Annotated in this window: 17 protein-coding genes and 1 tRNA gene; 10 read left to right on the top strand and 8 right to left on the bottom strand. The window is 39.2% G+C overall.

Features of this window, described 5'->3' with window-relative positions:
- The first annotated feature begins 68 nt into the window (after positions 1–68).
- Positions 69–155: transfer RNA gene (locus RHO15_07645), tRNA-Leu, on the top strand.
- Positions 156–260: 105 nt separating this feature from the next.
- On the opposite strand, the gene RHO15_07640 is transcribed toward RHO15_07645, so the two are convergent.
- On the bottom strand, positions 261–638 hold the full coding sequence (locus RHO15_07640; protein WVD63349.1) for a DUF488 family protein: 378 nt from the start codon (positions 636–638) through the stop codon (positions 261–263).
- Between the two features lie 273 nt (positions 639–911).
- Positions 912–1,973, bottom strand: coding sequence for an NAD(P)-dependent alcohol dehydrogenase (locus tag RHO15_07635; GenBank protein WVD63348.1), 1,062 nt, complete (start codon positions 1,971–1,973; stop codon positions 912–914).
- A gap of 1,498 nt (positions 1,974–3,471) precedes the next feature.
- Between RHO15_07635 and RHO15_07630 the strand changes: the two genes are divergently transcribed.
- From RHO15_07630 to RHO15_07595, 8 genes are all read left to right on the top strand, one after another.
- The gene (locus tag RHO15_07630; protein ID WVD63347.1) at positions 3,472–4,056 is read left to right on the top strand and encodes a fimbrial protein; all 585 of its coding nucleotides are present in this window, start codon (positions 3,472–3,474) and stop codon (positions 4,054–4,056) included.
- 83 nt (positions 4,057–4,139) lie between these two features.
- Positions 4,140–4,826, top strand: a complete 687-nt coding sequence (locus RHO15_07625) for a fimbria/pilus periplasmic chaperone (GenBank protein WVD63346.1) — start codon at positions 4,140–4,142, stop codon at positions 4,824–4,826.
- Positions 4,827–4,961: 135 nt separating this feature from the next.
- A complete protein-coding gene (locus tag RHO15_07620) occupies positions 4,962–7,397 on the top strand; it encodes a fimbria/pilus outer membrane usher protein (GenBank protein WVD63345.1) in 2,436 nt (811 codons plus the stop codon).
- Positions 7,398–7,412: 15 nt separating this feature from the next.
- The gene (locus RHO15_07615; protein WVD63344.1) at positions 7,413–7,940 is read left to right on the top strand and encodes a fimbrial protein; all 528 of its coding nucleotides are present in this window, start codon (positions 7,413–7,415) and stop codon (positions 7,938–7,940) included.
- The gene (locus RHO15_07610) at positions 7,933–8,463 is read left to right on the top strand and encodes a fimbrial protein (protein ID WVD63343.1); all 531 of its coding nucleotides are present in this window, start codon (positions 7,933–7,935) and stop codon (positions 8,461–8,463) included. The genes RHO15_07615 and RHO15_07610 overlap by 8 nt, the downstream gene beginning before the upstream one ends.
- Positions 8,456–9,100, top strand: a complete 645-nt coding sequence (locus tag RHO15_07605) for a fimbria/pilus periplasmic chaperone (GenBank protein WVD63342.1) — start codon at positions 8,456–8,458, stop codon at positions 9,098–9,100. The genes RHO15_07610 and RHO15_07605 overlap by 8 nt, the downstream gene beginning before the upstream one ends.
- A 311-nt stretch (positions 9,101–9,411) precedes the next feature.
- The gene (locus RHO15_07600) at positions 9,412–10,437 is read left to right on the top strand and encodes a hypothetical protein (protein ID WVD63341.1); all 1,026 of its coding nucleotides are present in this window, start codon (positions 9,412–9,414) and stop codon (positions 10,435–10,437) included.
- 437 nt (positions 10,438–10,874) lie between these two features.
- A complete protein-coding gene (locus RHO15_07595) occupies positions 10,875–11,678 on the top strand; it encodes a PhzF family phenazine biosynthesis protein (GenBank protein WVD63340.1) in 804 nt (267 codons plus the stop codon).
- Positions 11,679–11,834: 156 nt separating this feature from the next.
- Here the strand turns inward: RHO15_07595 and RHO15_07590 are convergent, their stop codons facing one another.
- From RHO15_07590 to RHO15_07565, 6 genes are all read right to left on the bottom strand, one after another.
- Entirely contained in the window at positions 11,835–13,886 is a 2,052-nt protein-coding gene (locus RHO15_07590; protein ID WVD63339.1) for a TonB-dependent siderophore receptor, read from the bottom strand.
- Positions 13,879–15,501 (bottom strand): multidrug ABC transporter permease/ATP-binding protein, encoded by a 1,623-nt coding sequence (locus RHO15_07585; GenBank protein ID WVD63338.1) that lies wholly within the window; start codon positions 15,499–15,501, stop codon positions 13,879–13,881. Before RHO15_07585 ends, RHO15_07590 begins: the two co-directional genes overlap by 8 nt.
- A complete protein-coding gene (gene fhuB, locus RHO15_07580; GenBank protein WVD63337.1) occupies positions 15,501–17,486 on the bottom strand; it encodes a Fe(3+)-hydroxamate ABC transporter permease FhuB in 1,986 nt (661 codons plus the stop codon). Before fhuB ends, RHO15_07585 begins: the two co-directional genes overlap by 1 nt.
- 3 nt (positions 17,487–17,489) lie before the next feature.
- On the bottom strand, positions 17,490–18,401 hold the full coding sequence (locus tag RHO15_07575; protein WVD63336.1) for an iron-siderophore ABC transporter substrate-binding protein: 912 nt from the start codon (positions 18,399–18,401) through the stop codon (positions 17,490–17,492).
- The gene (locus tag RHO15_07570; protein WVD63335.1) at positions 18,398–19,162 is read right to left on the bottom strand and encodes an ABC transporter ATP-binding protein; all 765 of its coding nucleotides are present in this window, start codon (positions 19,160–19,162) and stop codon (positions 18,398–18,400) included. Before RHO15_07570 ends, RHO15_07575 begins: the two co-directional genes overlap by 4 nt.
- 229 nt (positions 19,163–19,391) lie before the next feature.
- Entirely contained in the window at positions 19,392–19,856 is a 465-nt protein-coding gene (locus RHO15_07565; protein WVD63334.1) for a TspO/MBR family protein, read from the bottom strand.
- A 415-nt stretch (positions 19,857–20,271) separates the two neighbouring features.
- On the opposite strand from RHO15_07565, the gene RHO15_07560 reads away from it, so the two are divergent.
- On the top strand, positions 20,272–21,318 hold the full coding sequence (locus tag RHO15_07560; protein ID WVD63333.1) for an AEC family transporter: 1,047 nt from the start codon (positions 20,272–20,274) through the stop codon (positions 21,316–21,318).

Here is a 21,318-nt window from a genome sequence, read left to right as displayed (position 1 = left end):
ACAGGCTTTAGCGTAATAAGGGTTGCAAGCAAATGTCAGCTGAGTATAATGCCATAGCACTACGCAGTGCCAGTGTGGCGAAATCGGTAGACGCAGCGGATTCAAAATCCGCCGCCCTTAAAAGCGTGTCGGTTCGAGTCCGACCACTGGCACCACTTATTTTTATGATGTTCATGCCTTTACAGTTTATCTGATTCAGTTATTCACACTATTTCAATACTTATCATTACTTATTCGTTTTCATCACATTTGAACGATTGTTATTTTTTAGTTGTCTTATCCGCCGATATCACCGATTCGAGAAACGATTTTAAAATTATCGCATGGTTTTGCTGCTCATCTTTGGCTGCATATAATAAAGTTACCACTTTTTGATTAAGCATATCTTTAACGAAGGAGGGGATCTCAGCATTACTTTTTAACTCCAGCCAATATTGCTGTTTAAAATCATCCCATCTGAGGGCTGGATTATCATGATACCATTTGCGTAATGCGGCTGATGGCGCGACTGTTTTAGCCCAAATATCATAAGCTAAATCCACTTTTTTAATCCCTCTTGGCCATAATCGGTCAACTAAAACGCGCAAACCATCTTCAGCTAAGGCTGGTGCGTATACTCTTTTTAATTGTATTTGCATTTGCTTATTCTATATTGAGATAACATGGATGGAATTTTAATTTTCGTCTTATGCAAAATATTGTCAAGTGATAATCAAATAGCCGCTTAAATCGATAGATAGATTTGCTGTGCAGGAGTGCATAGTTTATTGATGGGTAATAGAGTGATGATGACTGCAAAACTTGATTAAAACGGCACAAAGCAAATCCGCTTAGTCTGAGTAGTTCAAGCGTAAAAAAAGGGCTTACCAGTATTGGTAAGTCCTTTCAATTGGAAAGACTAGCGCAATCGCCTATTTTGCTTGCTCTTTCGCCAGTGATTTTACATCAATCACAAACCGATATTTGACATCACTTTTGAGCATTCTTTCATAGGCATGGTTAATATTTTGCATAGCGATCATCTCAATGTCTGATACAATATTATGTTTACCACAGAAATCCAGTAATGCTTGTGTTTCAGCTATGCCGCCAATCACCGAGCCGGCGATCGACTTTCTGCCCATAATCATCGGTACACTATTGGCACTAAAATCGCCTAAATAACCGACTAACACTAATGTACCATCTAGTGCCAAAGTCGATATATAAGGTTTTAGATCGTGATCATAAGGCACGGTATCAATAATGACATTGAACTTATTCATCACTTCCCGCATCTGATTAGCATCAGTTGACAGCACCACATGGTGTGCACCTAAGGCTTTAGCATCCTGCTCTTTACTAGTTGAACGGGTAAACAGCGTGACTTCAGCACCGAGTGCATGGGCGAGTTTGATGGCCATATGGCCAAGGCCACCCAGACCGACAACCGCGACTTTGCTACCTTTCGTCACATTCCAGTGTTTTAGCGGAGACCAGGTGGTAATACCTGCGCAGAGTAGTGGGGGAACAGCTTTGGTATCCAGATTTTCAGGCACTTTAAGCACAAAATCTTGTGAACAGACAATAGTTTGTGAATAGCCGCCATAAGTTGGGCGGTGATCATGTAGGTCTTCACTCGCATAGGTACCGACATGGCCGTGTTCGCAATACTGTTCCAGACCTGCTTCACAGGGTGCACAAGTTCGACAAGAGTCCACCATACAGCCAATACCGACTAAATCACCAATCTTGAATTTGCTGACCTGACTACCTGTCGCAGTCACTCTGCCAACAATCTCATGTCCTGGTACAATTGGATAAGTGCTAAAGCCCCAGTCATTGCGAGCTTGATGTAAATCGGAGTGGCAAACGCCACAATATTCAATATTAATGACTACATCATCAGGCCGTGGATCGCGCCGTTCAAAATGAAAGGGTACGAGCGGAGTGGAAGCTGAATGCGCGGCATAACCAAATACTTTAATTGTCATAATAGTGCTCCTTTTTGAGATTTTCTTATCAAACATATGCAGAGTTGTTTGAATCTGATGGTAGTTTAAGTCAGATAGGCACTTTATCCTACACAGCGATTGTAGCTCACGGCTCACGGTAAACATCATCAATCTGACTGACCAAGCAAGACAAATAGTTGTCGTATTCCTACGATATCACCGGGTTATCGCTTCGGTATTGATCGGACTCAATCTGATTATTGTGATGAGCCGTGAAATTGATTGTTTAGTTTTTATACCACTATCGTCATGGATAATCAAATGAGTACTCATTTGTGCCAATGATTATTAACCAACTATCCATTCTCTTCCCTTCCATCTTTACTTCACCAATAAACCAGCAGGATCAGCTTTAGGGTTAATCGAATCGTGATGATTAGCCATTTTAGTCTATAAACGTATAACAGCAAAGCGCCTGTTGGGCGAATTAGCGCCGACAAAAGGTCGTGTCAATAAGCGCTTAACTTTTTTCATAGCTGCTCTTTTATTACGCGTTAGGTGTTAAGCAAATCAATCGGGCTAAAGTAAAGACATCAACACGTAGCGTTATCACTAAAATAGTTTTTATAGAGTGGTCTGCCAGATCAAGCAGGTAAGTGTTTTAATTCAGCAAGTTGTCTTATAGTTGATTATATTTGTTAATTTTGTCATAACTAATTATTATCTTTTTAACACTTTAGCTGATTATCAGATCGATAGATATAGTATAAGACGTAACACTAATAGTCATGATTGATGACGAAGATGCCCGTATGGTGGGGATATCGCAGAATCTCTAAAAATAAAATAATATCAACAAGTTATTTTTTTATGTTGAGATTAATTTATTTCTATTGATCATTAAACCGCGTCTATTTGATAAAAAAATAACTAAAAATAGCCGGAAAATTGCGCCGTTTTTATTTGATAGGGCAATGTCATCCATTGTCGAACAACGTGTTGGATGATCGCCGATGATGACCGTTATAACTGGGAAATAATCATCAGCGCTAATTTTATTATCGTTTTATTTACGATACGTATGAGATATTGCTTAACAATCATGATACTTTCATTAAAAAAAAATTTATGGGTAAATTCGTGGTTAATAACGGGGCTCATTTCACTTTTTACGTTGTTTAGATCGTATGGCTTTTTTTTATTCTTTTTGCAATGCTGGTAAAAAGTGTTTAATCACAATGATTTATTGATTTTTATGGTGTTTGATTTTACCGAAAAGCTATCCATATTTTTAATAGGGTAAAACAATTTTTATTCCATTAAAAAATGAATATACTAGGATTAAATTTAAATAAATTGTCATTAATGTGTTAAATTATCGTTATCAATATACATCAAAATGTAAATAAGCCAACTATAGTTTTCTTTACATTCTTATCTTATTTTTTTCTTGTTATTTAGTTTTTTTATTATATAATTACGTCACCTTCATTGAGAAAGGTAACTTTTTTTAAAGGAATTTTAAAGGAATTTAAACATGAAAATGAATAAACTAGCGTTAACTACTATGATTCTTGGTTCTTTAGTTGCAACTTCTGCGTTTGCTGCTGAAGGTGATCCAGTCACTCCTCCTGCTACTGTAACGCCAATTACTGTTTCAGGTGGTCAAATCACTTTTAATGGTGAAATTACTCAAGGTGCTTGTTCAGTAAAACAATCTGACGGTAGCGATGTGGTTAAATTAGATACAGTTCGCGCAAGTCTTTTCACTGCAAAAGATCAAGCTGCTAATGCACGTCAACCTTTTAACATCACTTTAGCTGATTGCGATACTTCAGTTTATAAAAACGTAAGTGTTAGCTTTACAGGCCAAAGCGATGCTGTTTCTCCAAACTTACTAGCAAACAATGCCGGTACTGGTGCAGCGTCTAACGTTGGTTTACAAATCTATGGTCCAGATAATGCTGCGATGACTTTAGGTACTGGTCAATCTGCTCCTGCAGCTCTATCTGAAGGCCAAGAAGCAGTTATTCCATTCTCTGTTGACTATGTTTCAACAGCAGCTTCAGTAACTGCAGGTAAAGTACAATCAGTTGCTAACTTTATGTTAACTTATAACTAAGAATAAGCTTGATTTAAAGTGGTTTCGTATTAGCAGGTTTTATTTACCTGCTAATACTTCTTATTAAAGATAATGGTGTTGATATGAAAAAAAATATTTTAGTTCTCTTGCTATTAGGTGCTCTAAGCCAATCAGCCTATGCTGATGGTGTATCTTTAGGTGCAACGCGTGTTATTTATCCATCTAATCAAAACCAAGTGTCACTAAAAATCTTTAATAGCGCACCAAAAAATAATTATCTTGTTCAATCATGGGTGTCAGATAAAGACGGCAACAAAGTGAATGATTTTGTTGTGACGCCACCACTTTTTGTTTTAAAAGGCAATACCAATAGTATTTTAAGAATTGTTTATACTGGAGACAAAAATAAATTACCCGTAGATAAAGAGAAAATATACTTTTTTAATGCTAAAGTCATTCCTTCATTAACAGAAGAACAAAAAAATATAACTAACTCTCTGTTAATTTCTACTACAACGAATATTAAATTATTTATGAGACCGGCTAATCTAACTGATGATCCATTGGAAGCTTACAAAAATATTCGCTGTAGCTATGCTAATAACCAAATTAAAATCGATAATCCGACGCCTTATTATATGAATCTAGCTTCGTTTACGGTCAATGGTAAAGAGATCTCTAAGGGTGAAACAATCCCCCCCAAAGATGCTGTTTATCTCAAAAGCACTGTTAAACCCAATCAGTTAAGTTTCAATGTTATCAATGATTACGGCGTGCAATTAGCAAATAAAGTTTGCCCACTCAATTAAGTAATTGTTTTCGGTGAGCGATTTTAGTTAGAACTTTTTAGGTCGGAAATAATAATGAGAATAGCACGCACAGTTTTTTTTGTCATAGTTTGCTCTCGAGTAGGATTTTCATATTCTCAAGATTACTTCAATCCGATGTTTTTAGGTGGGGATGTTGCATCTCTTCAAGATCTCTCTTATCTAGCCGGTGGTAATACTGTGACTCCGGGCATTTACTATTTGGATCTCAGTATTGGTGAGCGATTTGTTAAAAATATCCAAATCAAATTTGCGGAAGACGATGATGGTAACAAAAAAGTTTCACCTTGTTTCACCAAGAGTATAGTGGATATTATTCCATTTAATAAAGTGCTTAAAAAAGAGTTTGAATTAGAAACGCAATCATTATCGCCCGATGCCTGTATCGATATTGCTCAACATATTCCGGGTTTTGATTATAGTATTGATCTTGCCAATTTATCCTTAAATCTGTCGATTCCACAAATTTATTTAGATTCAGTGCGCTCAACGCTGGCCAAAGAAGCGGATTGGGATGATGGTATTCCTGCGTTAATCACTAACTATAATATTAATGGTAGTAATTCTTGGAATAAACATAGCGATAATTACTCTTATAATTATATTGGATTAAGCAATCGCTTAAATGTGGGACCATGGCGATTCAATGGAAATGTTTACTGGACTCAAAGTCGGTATGGTAACAAAACCACTAATGATACACGTATCAGTAATGTTTATGCGACAAGAGATTTTAGAGAGATCAAAAGTCGTTTAACCGTAGGACAAAATTCTATTGGTTCTAATTTATTCGATTCATTACCTTATATTGGGGCAACGGTGACCACTGCAGATGAGATGTTGCCAGATAGTGAACGCGGTTATTCTCCACCGATCAAAGGGGTGGCTAACTCGAGATCAAAATTGGTCATCAGACAGAATGGTCTTATTGTCTATCAAACTTTTGTCGATCCTGGCCCTTATGATATTACTGACTTGAATCCGGTCGGGAGTAGTGGCGATTATGAAGTCGAACTCACTGCGGCTGATGGTAGTGTGAGTAAATATATTATACCATACTCAACCTTGCCTAATTTATTAAAGTTGGGTGGTTATAATTATTCTGCAACCCTAGGCCAGCTAGATATACGAGGGCTTGATCAAACGCGCTTCGTACAGCTTTCAGGTTCAATGGGCTTACCTCTGCAAACCACGCTGTATGGCGGTGCTCAGATATCGGCGCATTATAATGCGATAGGTTTAGGTATCGCTAAAGATTTTGGTGGGTTCGGTGCCATGTCTTTTGATGCGGTTAACTCTATTACTGATCTGGGTGATCGAGGTAATGATATTGGTCAGTCCTATCGTATTCTCTACGCTAAATCTTTCAATGAAACGGGTACAAATCTTCAATTAACCGGTTATCGATATTCAACATCAGGTTATTATACTTTCAATGAGGCGGCTTTCAAAAAACGAAACAAATTTTTTGATCCCTTAACCGGTGAATATTCTAATAACTATAGCTTAGCGGGTCGAATGAAGAGCTCTTATCAATGGAGTATTGCACAGAGCTTGGGTCAACTTGGTCAAGTTGCGTTGTGGGGCAATGTCACCTCTTATTGGGGCGGTGGCACAGCTAAAAATCTTCAGGTCAGCTGGAATAAAACACTAGAGAAATTAAATAATCTATTAGTCTCCATAAGTTATAATAAATATACTTATGACGGTTCGGCCAATGATCTATTCTACTTTTATTTAACTATGCCACTCTCCACTGGTGATAGTCGACGTGGCACTATGTATGCATCAAATAGTTTTTTATACAATAAAACGGATAAGTCTTATAGCAACAGTACAAGTTTATATGGTTCAGCATTAGATGATGATCTGAATTATAATATTTATCAAACCGTAAATAAAGATTCTCGTTCTAATGTGACTAATCTCAGTGCTAACTATAAAGCGGATATGATGCAAGTCAATGCGGGTTTATCTTATTCAGAACCGACAACTCAAATAAACTATGGTATTACTGGTTCAGCATTGCTCCATTATAATGGTTTTGTATTTGGTCGTGAGGCAAGCGATACCGCCATTCTTGTTGAAGCGAAGGGTGCCGAAGGGGCTAAAATTAACCAGGTTGATAAAGTGACAATTAATAAAGATGGTTATGCATTGATACCTTATTCGACACCGTATCACTATAACGATGTGGAGCTCGACCCAGTAAGTTTTGGTAATGACTTTGATATCGATACTAAAATCTTAAAAGTTGCCCCGACACGAGGCGCAATTACCAAGGTTGTCTTTGATGTACGAAGTGGTTATAACTTCCTGGTTTTAGTTAAACATAATAATAAACCGATACTATTTGGTACCATGGTAACCAATACCCTAGATAATAGTATTGCCGTTGCAGATGATGATGGTACAGTCTATCTCAGTGGTGTGAAAGATAATACCAAATATACGGTCAAGTTGGGTGAAAATAATATCTGTAGCTTTACGATTAACTATGGTGCGGATTTTAAAGCCGATGTGGTTAATAAGCTTGATGTTGACTGTTTGTAAAATCAGGAGTCATGCGTGAATAAAAGAAACCGCTTTTTAGTTTTTATCGTGTTGAGTAGTTTGAGCTTATCTACTTATGCCTACGATGTCGCCATTACAGTTAATGGTAGGCTTACTAATCAAAGTTGTGATGTGAATTCGGATAGTTTAAGTCAAAGTATTGTATTTGATGATATCAGCTCTGGGTCGATGAGTAAGATAGGGAATGTAACTGATTCAAAAAAAGTTACAATTAACCTAGACTGTTATTTAACCGTTAATCAACTCTCTTTTATGTTTTCCGGTCAGGCAGACAATACCGATTCTACTTTACTTAAAGTTACGGGGTCAGGAACTGACGAGGTTGCCAAAGGTTTAGCGGTCGAGGTTTTGAAAGAGTCTATCAGACAACGTTATAACCTGAATGTAAAAACGGCTTATGGTAGTGGTATTACTGGTTCAACTTATGCCTTTGATTTTTACGTACGCTATCGTACGGTAAGTTTACCAGTCACGGCTGGTGATGCCTCAGCTGTACTATTTTTGGATATGTATTATGAATAAAAACATTTTTCTGATAGTATTTTGTACGGTGCTATTTAGCTCCTTTTCAGTATTTGCTGATGATGGTCAAGTAAAGATTAGTATCTCTGCTAAGGTAACTGCTTCAACTTGTGTCGTTGTTAGTGATTCGAGTAGCTCTGTCGTGCAAATGATATCAAGTTCATTAACGAATATCAGTATTGGCACGCCTTTTGGCCAAACCCCGTTTAGTATTAGTTTAGACTATTGCCCCCCGACTACATCCGTGGCTCATGTTAAATTTACGGGGATTAGTGACACAGACATGCCTAATTTATTGAAATTGGACTCTGCTGGAGATGGTTACGCCAAAGGCATTGCATTAGGTCTGTATGATGAAAATCAACAAAATCTAGATATCCGAAGTAACAGTACGGATTTTAAACTTAATTCTACTGTGGTGCGCAATAAGCTCGGTTTTATTGTCGCTTATGTAAGAACCTTACCGGAAAGTTCTCAAGGTAAAGTGTCTGCCACAGCTTCTTTTGAAATATCTTATGATTAAATATCTATTCGTTTTTATCTTAAGCCTATCAGTAAACTGTTTTGCCGGCGTGACAGTTATGGGAACTCGTTTCGCATTTAATGATGATTCAAAACGCGTCTATATTAAGCTAATGAATAATGATAAGCATGATTTTTTAATAAAAACAACGATTGAAAATAATAATGGTCAATTTGTTATCACGCCAGCATTATTTGTTTTAACAAAGAATAATACCAATACTCAGTTGATTATTCCGGTTAATCATCAAAAAAGTAATGTCGATGAACTTTATCAACTCTCTGTCGCCATGATACCTAAATCGCAAATTCATAGTGGTAAATCCACGGTGTCGCTAGCAGTTAGAGCACATTTTAACTTGATCTATCGGCATGCCGAGTTAAGGAAGGCTGATTTTAGTCAACTTAAGTTAGTTAAAAGTGACAAAGGTGAATTCGAATTAAAAAATTTATCTAATTATGTTTTTACAATGGATCTTGCCGATGAAAAAAACAGTAGTAATGCCTTTCGTAAAACACTCGCCCCGCAGGAAAGTTTGTCGGTTGATCAGTTTTGTAAAAATAGCGTATGTCAGGTTTGGGTCTCTTTTATCGATGATGATGATTCAATCGTAAAGGCGATTTATCTGTCAAATTGATACACATCGATGGGTAGGTCGTTTATATGGGTAACGTATTTGAATCATTGCTGGTTCAGATTAACTATTTTACGATGCCCTAAGCTAGAATATAAGCTAACAGCTAGTGATAGAATGAATTTATGCTCTCTTTTTGAATTAATGATATTAAGTTGTTTAACGCTAAATAAACACACAATTAAAAATATATGATAAAGCAACTGCTAAAGCAGAGTAGTCAATTAAAGATAATCATGAGGAGTAATGTTTACATGATAGAAGCATTCAAAAATAATTTGAGTAATAAACTGAGATATTTTTTTTCAATCTGTTTGGTAACGATAGTCTCAATTATCTCCTTTTCAGCCAACGCGGTGCCTATAACTGCTTTCTCTTATGGGGGAACCGGGATAGGCGTCTCAGGCCCAGCCGATGGTGTTTATGGCTATGGCACAGCGCTCACTGGGGCCTATAATTCCTCATTACGACAGGTCTGTTATGACGCTACGGTTAGCTATAACCTTGCTAGGCTTGATCTGGTACCTGATGTAGCTTGGACGGGTGTAACAGTTTCAGATAACTATGTATTTGAAATTACATCTGGTTACGGGCAATATACCAAAGTGACTCCGTATACTATACCTAGAACGACTTATCAGCTTCAGCCTGCTACCCAAACCATTTGGACCGGTTGGGTGGAAAATGCCAGAAGAACGACCTCTGGATTTTATATAACAAGCAATTCGCTCCCTATTAAACTAGAAGGACGAGTTGAATCGGGCATTACGGTATTACCGAGTCAGCAAATATATCACTTAAACTGTATTGATGAAAATGGCGTGATTCAAGAAGTAGTTAATGTCTCCTTAGGTCAAACTACAGTTACAGGAAATATGCTAACTTGTACACCAGAAAGTCATACCGCTGTGGTTAATATGCCGACGTTAAGCTGGGCTGAAGCTACTGCTGCAACTAATGGTACTTTCCTAAAAACTACCCCAGTTACATTTAATATGACTTGTGATTCAGGTATCTCGTTGAGATATGCCGTGATGGATTTGAACGATAAAACCAACACCTCAACGATCTCAACGCTGACCCCCGATTCTACTGGATCAGGTTTTGGGTACTCTATCATAGGCTTTAAATATGAAACCTTACAATTCGGTCCAGATGGTTCAAACAAAGGAATTCCTGGTCAGACGCAGTATCTATATGGTGCTACTTACGCACCTGATGGTACTTCGAGGGTTTCTGTCTCACTTCCCCTGCAATTTGCCTATATGCGCAATACAAGCCAGCCATTGAAACCAGGCTCTCTCAAATCAATGATCGGCCTGATATACTCTTATCAGTAGGTCAAATAGCAGTAAGATTGTAACTAAAACGATAATATTGTTACGGACATGATAAAAACGATGAGAAAAAGCGTCTAATGGCGCTTTTTTCTTTGTATTGATAAATAGCAATCATAGTTATACTAGGCTTTATCCTAAACTGGGCGGGAATAGTGTTATAATAACCAACATAACTTAATGATTAATCGTTAGTCAGGTTAACATCGAGCAAGATAAGCGAGTTGATTTATAAATCAGCCTATTTCACTAGAGTGACTTACTATTGTATCAAGATTATCGTATAGTTTAATATCCTATAGAATCATGGGTTGGTGAATATCTTGGCTATCAATTAGTTACACAACCTGCCTAATTGGGGCTGGCTAGATTGAATTAGATAATTTTTGATCTCTGTGGAAGATACAATTAAGTCGATCATTGTTTAAGGTTTATTGCTTATGTTACTTACCCCATCTCGTATTGAAATACCCTTTTATGTGGTAGATGCTTTTACTCAAGAACCTTTTAAGGGCAATCCTGCTGCGGTGGTATTACTTGAATCGTGGCCTACTGAGACATTATTACAGTCGATTGCATCTGAATTCAATTTATCTGAAACGGCTTTTTTAGTCGGCCAGTATTTACGTTGGTTTACCCCTAAGCGCGAAGTCGATCTCTGTGGCCATGCCACTTTGGCTACCGCCCATATATTGCGTCAGCATCAACAACACTTACCTCAAATACTGTATTTTAAAACACGATTAGGTATCCTAAAGACTGCATTTCAGCAGCAGGATATCATACTCAATTTCCCAGTGATTAAGGCTGAGTTAGATAATACAGTGGCAACCCGTAGATTGATTGAAATGGCGTTGGATTTACCAGTAAAACAGATTTATACCACACTCGACCGTTATGTATGTTATCTTGATTACGAAAAAACCGTTCGCCAGTTTGAGCCTGATTTTGAAAAGATTCGGCAATTACCGTTGCCAGGTTTAATTATTACTGCAGCCGGACAAGGTTCGGCTGATTTTGTATCGCGCTATTTCGCACCGGCAAAAGGTATCTTGGAAGATCCGGTTACCGGCTCTTCACACTGTGTGCTTGCGCCGCTATGGGGGAAACAACTGAATAAATCTATCTTGCTGGCGGAACAACTATCTGAGCGTGGTGGACGGCTTATCTGTCAATTACACAGTGAATCAGTGAGTTTAATCGAGCAGGCGAGAACGTCGTCAGCCGGAACGTTATTTTTATGATGGGAATGATAGATCACAGCAAAATACAGTTCTGCTAAACATAGCCAACAGTAATAAGAGAGTTGTGTTGATTGTTAACGAGTAAGATAAACTGATGGGGCTGACATGGCAGCCCCATCAAGAATGGTAAAAAGACAATCGAATCTGTGGCTATTGCTACCAATGATAGATCATACTGGCCACTAAACTACGCTCTGCACCATAATAACACCAATAGCTACAGCCTGAAATATAGTTTTTATTAGTCAGATTAGTGCCGTTAACTTGTAGCGACCATGATGAATTTAATTGATATTTCACCATCGCATCCCAAATTGTGTAATCAGGAATTTTATCATTCGGTAAAGTGGATTCATCTTTGGTTGTACCCACATAACGGATACCTGTTCCCATAGTGAGACCGGCTAAACTGCCCTCAGTAAACGTATAATAACCCCAAATTGAAGCAGCATTTTTAGGAATCAAAGGAGATTGTATAGATTGTGTGGTGCTAGTATCGGTCTGCGAATCGGTATAGGTGTAGCTCACCGCTAGGTTGACATTATCGGTAACCTGACTATTGAGTTGGAATTCTACGCCTTTGTTACGCGACTCTAAGGCCTGTGCAGCCTGCCCAGTACCATTAGAGAAAAATGAGTTTTGTGCCGTAATATGGAAATAGTCGATGACCATTTCGCCATTTAGCCAATCTGGTGAATATTTGATCCCACTTTCCCACTGTTTAGCGGTATAAGGCTTATAGATTGTCTGTTGGCTATTGCTGTAGCCATAAACAGGTTGGAACGATTCTGAGTAGTTAAAGTAGGGCGCAATATCATTATCAAAGATATACATTGCGCCGGCACTATAAGTGGTATGACCATAGTTGCGATCAAAATCACTACTATCCCAATAACCGTGATTGTTCACATGATTATAGCGGACACCTTGGTTTAAGATTAACTTATTGTTATACACCAGCTGATTTTGCATATAGAGGCCATATTCATTGGCTTTTAAGCTGAACGGCTTAAACGGTTCTGCTGGTGTAAAACCGTACTGTGGATGATGGAGATCAACAGTTGAGTCGCCATAATTATTAAAGTCACGACCAGACATACTAGTATAATTATAATCAGCGCCTATCAGTAGTGTATCGCGCCAGTCGTTAATTTCAAAGGTTTTACTTAGGCGGTTATCAATGGTATGGGCATTCATGCTTCCGATTTGGGCATAGGAGTTGCGCACTAACTGCTGCGTTTCAGGAATGGCATAAGAAGCATAAACACCACGAATATTCAGATCTTCATGAGTATATTTATAGTTCTGAGTAAAGGTAATGCCATTATCAAACAGATGAATAAACTCATAACCGATGGAGTCATTAGTTTTTTTATAGTGATTATAACCGGGCTCACCAAAATAGGTGTTACGATCAATCTTACCATTTGGGGTATTGATGATAGTACCGTAAGGTGTGAAGAAGCCGTTTTCTGGCATGCCTTCACTTTTTTGCCAGGAAGCCAGTAGGGTGATGGCGGTATTTTCATTGATATCCCAGATAACGCTTGGTGCAAAATAGTAACTTTTTAGTCCAGTGTGGTCTTGCTGACCATCACTATCACGGTAATGACCGACGACCCGATAACGGACACTATTATCATCAGACAACGCACCGCTGTAATCGCCACCAATACCATAATTATTTTGTGTGCCGCCAAACAGCTTGATTTCACCTTGTGGTTTCTCAGTAGGTCGCTTACTGATTAAATTGATGGTACCGCCAGGTTTGCTTGAGCCATACAGTAGTGAACTGGCCCCTTTTAGCACTTCAACACGCTCCAGACCATAGACTTCCCGCGTATCGCCGAAATAGCCGGTACTAATTTGTGGTGAACCATCATAGGTATAAGAGACATCTAACCCGCGCATTTTTAGCCAGTTACTGCGGCTATCATGGCCGTACATCCCTTGCTGAGCCCCTGCCGTGTAAGAGAGTGTTTGGTCTACTTTCTCATAATTTTTTTCACTGATAGTTTTTTCATCAATGACATTCGTTGCCTGAGTATCGTAGAATTTTACCGAACCGCTGGTTTTAGCGATAGAGCCGACCACGTAAATGATATCGGTTTTGCTTTCATCAGCCAATGCATAATGACTTGAGGTCAATATGAAAATGGCCTGAGCAATAAATGTCTTTTTGATCATCTTTTTGGAATTATTATGCATTGTTATCTCCATGCGTGTGGGGAAGTTCTGTTAAATAACCATTATCGAGCTGGACGATACGATCGGCATGATGAAAATAGCGATCATCGTGACTGATGGCAATAATGGTATAACCTTGCTGTTTTAAAATAGGGAGTAGCGATTGATAAAATATTTTACGAAAATAGGGATCTTGGTCCGCCGCCCACTCATCGAGAATCAGTACCTGTTTGTTTTCTAAGGCGGATAATAACAAGCCTAACCGTTTACGTTGACCTTGCGAAAAAGCGGTAGAAGCTAACCTATGCTCATTGACGGTCACTTTATGGCTTAACTCAAGCAATTTTAGCCATTTCTCGATATCGACTTGAGCTGCCGGATGACCCTGTTCATCAATTAGCGAGTCAAACAGATAAAAATCGGTGAAGACAGCCGAAAACAGTTGGCGATACTGGTGAATATTCTCTGCGGTAATCACCTGATCATCAATGCTAATCGTGCCAGCAGATGGTGCCACTAAGCCACTTAAAACCAGTGAAAAGGTTGATTTACCGCTGCCATTTTGACCAATAACAAAGACGGTTTCGCCTTTTTTTAAGGTAAATTGGGTCGGTTTTAATGAGAACGGACTATTTTCATACTGATAGCAGACCTGATTGAGTTGAATCTGCTGCCAATCATGGCTGAAAGGCGGAACAGCCAGATTGGGTTCAACCGGTGCTAAATTTAATTGGTTGATGCCTTTCAATGAGACTAACGCTTGAATCAGCGTGGGAAAGGCGCCAACGGCATTAATTAACGGTGTACGCATAAATAGCAGTGCGATAGCAATCGTGGTGGCATTTTGAAAAGAGGCCCAGTGATGAAACACCGATAAGTAGAAGATAATCCCCACCCCCATCAGCATCATAATGTTAGTGAAATTACCGGCAAAAGCATGATAGGAATCAGCGCGAATCACACTATTTTTATAATCTGCATTAGTCTGTATAAAGGAGTGATAAAGGGTATCTTGTCGACGGTGATTGAGTTTTAACTCTCGAAAAGCGTCGAGTGATTGCTCATAATGTTCATGGATATTATCGCGTGCTTGACGGGCGGAGTCTAAATAGCGATACACCTGTTTGACTGACCAGTTACCGCCGATTAGGGTTAATAGTAGCCAAATCACCGTGACAAAAAACAGATTACTGGCGATCATCGCCATGTAACCACAAATCAAGATAACAAATAAACCACCTTGTAATAGTTCCGGTAAACGGACAAAAGCAAAGGAAATTTGTTGAATATCATGAGATAGACTACCAATGATATGTGCTCTGTCACGGGTTCTGATATCTTCGTAGTCGCTATATAGAATCTGTTTTAACAGATCCGTGCGCATTTCATAAACAATGTGGTGACCAAGCGAAGAGATATAGATCTGTGATATCGTTGAGACAACCAGATAGAAGATAATCAATCCGGTAAATATCGCCAGAATATGGCTTAACTCATGAGTATCAACCAATAGATAGACATTGATATAGTTCATGACAAAAATACCCGTCAGGCTGGATAGCAGTGTCAAGATAATCACGCCAATGAGGCGACGGGATTGCGATTGAAGTATTGTTATTATGGAAAATTTTTTCATCAAATGCGTCTCATGAGTAGGAAAAAACAGCTTCCGCCAATCAAGGTAGCCACCAAGCCGGCTGGGATTTCATAAGGGAATAGTAGATTACGGCCAATCCAATCGGCCAGTAACATTAAGCAGCTGCCAATAAGGCTTGCACTTATCAGTTGTTTTTTAATCTCATGGATGCCGAGTAACCGAGTAAGCAATGGCGCGAGCAAACCAATAAAGCTGAGTGGCCCAATTTGTAAGGTGGCAACGGTAATGAGTGCTGCGGCAATGATAATAAATAGAATCCGCGCAATAGAGACATTTAAGCCTAATGATGACGCGATGGTGTCAGAGAGTAAAAACAGCGTCAGCATACGGCTAAGCAATAAGATTAACAGTAAAAATAGCCCGGCAAATAGACAACTTAATAGCCCACCTGATAGCGAACTGGCATAGGTGGAACCCGATAACCAGACGAGTAACGCTTGAATGCGTGGATCGCCACTGGTCAAGAACAGGCGTAGCAGTGCTGATAAGAGTGCTGAAATAGCGATACCGGTCAAAATCACTTTTTCAGGCTGAAATTGATGACGATAGTTGATCAGACTGATAAAAATAAAAGTCAGTATCGCGCCAGCTAAACCAAATAGCCAAATCATCTCTAACGATAAACTCAAAAGTAAAAAAGCGACGATAACCCCGATAGCCGCACCAGCACTGATCCCTAACAGTTCAGGACTGGCTAGAGGATTATGGGTCAAACGCTGTAGCAGTACACCGCTAAGACTTAACATCGCGCCACAGCCGACCGCGGTTAAGAGTCGCGGCAATTTAATCGCTATTAAATCAGCCGGGAATCCGGTCCAGATAAAGCCATTGGCGCTATTGCTGATGCCCAGACTGACGGTAATGAGTATCACCAGTAACAGCGCCATCCATAAGATATGACGATAGCTCAGGCGATTCGTCTTAAACCCAGTACCGACAGCTTGCGCGGGTTGCCATTGAATTTGCACCGGCAGGGCACGAAAAATTAAATAGAGCAGTAAAGGGGTACCAATAAACGCGGTTACCGTGCCGACGGGTAAGTAATAACCGCTAACATATTGGATAATAATCAGCACGCAGTCTGTCAGTAAGAGGAGTAAGGCTGCCGTGGTAAAGCCAAAGATGAGCTTATATTTAGCTTGTTCTAATTTAAATTGATTGATCATCGAGGCAGCAGCTAAACCAATAAACCCGATCATACCGACTAAACTAATCGCCGTTGCACAAAGATAGGATAGAACCAGCAGGCAGACCATACGAACCAACTTGACTGGCACGCCTAAGCTGCGGGCTTGATTATCATCGAGCTGCATAATATGTAGAGAGCGAATAAGTGGCAAAATAATTACAATCGATAACATCGTGACCAACCCCAGATGATAGACATCCCGCCAGCTATCCTGAACTAACGAGCCGGCTTCCCACTGCAAAATATTTTTAGCGCTTTCTGGATAAAAGATCACTAAAGCGGCGGCAAAAGCCCCAAAATAGAGATTGAGCACCAGACCGGCTAGTAACATTCGGGTCGACAGAAACTGTTTTCGGTAAGATAAACTCAGCACGATCACCAGTGTCACTAAAGCACCGACTAGCGCAATAAATGATGCATCCACCCACATCAATAGTTGCGGGAAAAATAACGTGACAACTAACAGCATAAAATAGGCACCACCACTAATGCCGAGTGTGGTATCTGCTGCTAAAGGGTTATGGGTTATCTGTTGTAAGATGATTGTGCTCAGTCCCAATGCACCGCCCACCAGTAACGCCATAATAAAACGAGGGGCAATTTGCTGGGTGATAATGAGCTGCAACAGTGAAGCATCACGGCTCGAGCTACTTATCAAGGGTGACTGCAGCTTAATTTCCAGATATAGCACGACACTGATGGCAGCCATTGTCAGGATAAACAGTAGTAAATTAAGCCGGGACAGTTTTTGTACAGGAGAGAGAGAATTAATCATGAGTTACCAGGTTGCCAGATGAGTATCGGTTATCGATTCAGTGAGTAATTGGCTGAAACGTTTGATGGACGGGAGCGCGCCAAACGACCAGACTGCCGGTAATAGGCGGTATTGTTTGGCTTGGTGAAATGGCAGTGCACGCCACAGGGCATTTTGTTGTAATTTTTCAGCTACGTTAGCGGGATAAGGTTTTACAATGATTAATACGGTATTGGCTGGTAACTGGGCTAATTCTAATAAGGTAATCTGGTTGAAACCCCAGGCATTGGTCGGCTTTTGCCAGGCATTGGTTAAATGCAATTGAGTCAGCACTAAACCATATAAACTATTTTCGCCATAGATGCGTAAATGACGTGAATCGATAAACTGCACGACTGCGTAAGATCTGTCCTGATAAGGGGTTAACAACATTCGGTCATGGGCTAATTGCTGCTCGGAATCGGAAATCAGTTGCTCAGCATTATGTTCTCTATCGACTAATTTACCCAGTGCTAAAGTCGTCGCCACTAAATGTGACCAATCAAGGCCTTTATCAGTATAGAAATCCACTGCTGAGCGCTGTATACCTAAAGTTGACATTGAGGACGGTAAGATATTTTGTAGCCATGTCGCATTGATCAGATGATCTGGTTTTAGGTTGATCAGCGCTTCTTGATTAGGCTGGGCACGTGAACCTAAATCGATGACTGCATCACCCGCTACCGGCGTATTGACCCAAATATCATACTGCTTTTTATCGCCTAATCCTACGAGGGGAGCATCAATCGCCAGTAGGGTTTCGGCAATGGTCCAATCGGTCGTGACAATTTTTTGCGCCGGTTTGGCTACCTGTGCAAAAGCCGTCACATTCAACGCTAAGCAGAGTAATAATATTGACCATTTGGCCATTGTGGCCAGATAAACAGCGATTTTCATGGTAAGGCAACTTGATATTTTCTCTGCGGGTGTGCCACAATTGAAAAAGGCATATCATAAATATCTTGTAATATCGCGGGCTGAATCAGTTCATGTGCCGGTAAATTATAGATAAGTTGGCCCTGTTTAAAAGCCAGAATTTGATCACAAAACTCACTGGCTAAGTTAATATCATGAATAACAACCACAATGGTCAGCTGATATTGATGCGCGAGCTGTTGCAACAGACGCATGACTTCGATTTGGTGATTGATATCTAAAGCTGATAACGGCTCATCAAGGATCAAATATTGGCTTTTTTGAGCTAAACACATGGCCAGCCAGACCCGCTGTCTTTCACCGCCGGATAATCCGCTCAGCAACTGGGTTTTAAATTGTAAGGTATCGGTTTGCTCAAGTGACTGCGTAATAATCGCTTGATCTTGTTGATCATACTTTTTGGTTAAGCCTTTCCAGGCAAACCGACCCAGTTTCACCAGCTCTTCAACGGTCAAATGGATATCGGAAGGCAGATATTGCGGTAAGTAGCTAATCACTTTGGCTAAATCTTTGCTTGAAAACGCCGATAGTGCTGTTTGATCGATTTCAATCTGGCCGGCAGAAGGGATTAACTGATGTGCTAACAGTTTAGCAAAGGTTGATTTGCCCGAACCATTATGACCAATGATGCCGTAAACTTTACCCGTTTCTAACGTGACTGAAGTGGGGTTCAAAATCGTTCTCTGGTCGATACGATAACTCATATCTTCTGTCACAAACACCGGTAAAGCCTCTCATATGCAAATGTAAATGATAACAATTATCAATATAATAATTGAAAATTTTTTTTTGTCTATCATCGAATCAGTAGAATAGATCTGGATGTATTTTATTTAATCAATGTTAAGCTAAATAACCAGCGAAAAAATCAGTGCGATTTTGTCCGAAAACAGTGACTGCTACCCAGCAAACGGCATACAAACTCGGTAATGATAAGTCAATGCGCTAAGCTTAATTGAGTATCACAATCGACCCGTTCAGGTAAGTGGCAAACAAAATCCAAAGTAGATAGGGCACTAATAGCCAGAAGCTGATTTTATTGTATCGGTAAGCTTGTTTGATTAACACAAACACGACAATATCCAGTATCACAATATCGAGCAGACCTAAGAGGGGATTTTGATAGTAGAAAAAAAGCAGGCTCCAGAGAAAATTAAAGACTAATTGTAAAAAAAATAGCTTAACCACCACCTGCTCACGTGCAGCCCGTTTGTTGATCAATAGTCCGCCGGCGATACCCATCAAAATATAAAGTAACGTCCAGGAGACAGGAAAAACCAGATTCGGTGGGGTTAACGGTGGCTTATTGAGCAAAGGATACCAATACTTGATGGCGTCCATTTGAAACTGGCTGGCGGTAAAACCGACAAATAAACAGAGTACAATACAGCCTATCACAGTAACGGTTTGTTTCATCTTATCACTTCCTGTTAGATAAATTTTCATCAGAGATTATATAAATAATAAACGATCCAATTTTGTTGATTATTAAAGGAATCGTAATCACGAATAAAATATACTATCAAATAACCGCAATATTATTGATCTCTTAAATGATAAAGCATATTGTGGCACCGTCGATAGCTAATCTTATTAAGCGAAATTTTGCGTACTGGCATAATAAGCAAAAAATTGATTTCTCGAAAGCGAATTCTCAGCCTATTTTTGAGAAAAAAGATTAAGTTGATTAACCCATTCGATGAACGTTCAATATAAAACAGAAAACCGAATAATCACATACAATAAAAGTGGGTTTGTCCGATTAAAAATTCCCTTTTTTTGACGCTATTTTTTTGCTATATTGCACGCAATTTTAAACTCGGAGATTTGTATGACAGAACTAAATTTGTTTGATATCTTTCAAACAGTATTGGGCAATAATAATATTATAGGGGCAATATCAAGCTCATTATTAATTATTCTTTTAGGTTTTTATCTAACGAAGAAAAAGATTTTTAATGATGTGGTGGCTAAAAATTTAAGTTTGGCGGTCTTAACGGTAGCATTACCGGCATTAAGCTTTAACAGCTTTATGCAAGATATCGACAGCGAAAAATTATTGCGTGGTTTGACCGTGTTAATCTGGGGCTTTGTAATCCAAGGTTCACTGATTTTCTTAATGAAACTCTATTATGCTAAATATAGCGGTGATAAGAAACAGGCGTTAGTGGTATTAACCACTTTAGGCAGTACAACATTCTTTGGTATTCCGATTATCGGCGCGATTTATGGCGCAGAAGGCGTACTTTATGCCTCAATCTTTAATATTTCATATCGCGTATTCTTATACAGCTGGGGCTATATTAGTTTTAGTGGTTTAAAAATGAGTACCAGTAATATCAAACAGATGGTATTAAATCCGATTATTTTAGCGACCTTCCTTGGTTTGTTTATCTGGATTTTCCAGGATTATTTACCGCATGTTCAGATCGGCAATAAGTCTTATGCTTTCTTACGTATTGATCAGACAGCATTCTGGCTTTATAAACCAATGACTTATTTATCTGCTTTAGCCTCTCCACTTGCCTGGTTAGCGATTGGTGCCACCTTAGGTCAAATTAGTCTTGGTGAAGCATTCTCTAATAAAACTGCTTGGTTATATACCATTACTAAAGTGATGTTAGTGCCGATTCTTTCGACTGTCGGTTTATTGATTGTCAATTTATTTATCCCTATTTCATTCCTGTCAGTGGCGGTTTCAGCCATTATGATGGCAACACCACCAGCGACAGTTGCAGTAGCTTATGCTATCAAGTTTGATCGTGAAGCCATTACCGCATCGAATTGTAGTTTAGTGGCGACAGTGGTTGCGGTGTTTGTGATTCCATGTATTATTTTATTACTGGAAATTCTCAAAAGTATTCATTTATTTAACTAA

It is taken from the genome of Orbaceae bacterium lpD01, from assembly GCA_036251705.1.
GTDB classification, from domain to species: domain Bacteria; phylum Pseudomonadota; class Gammaproteobacteria; order Enterobacterales; family Orbaceae; genus Utexia; species Utexia brackfieldae.
The sequence above is the reverse complement of the archived record's forward strand: the minus strand, read 5'-3'. Positions and strand labels throughout refer to the sequence as shown.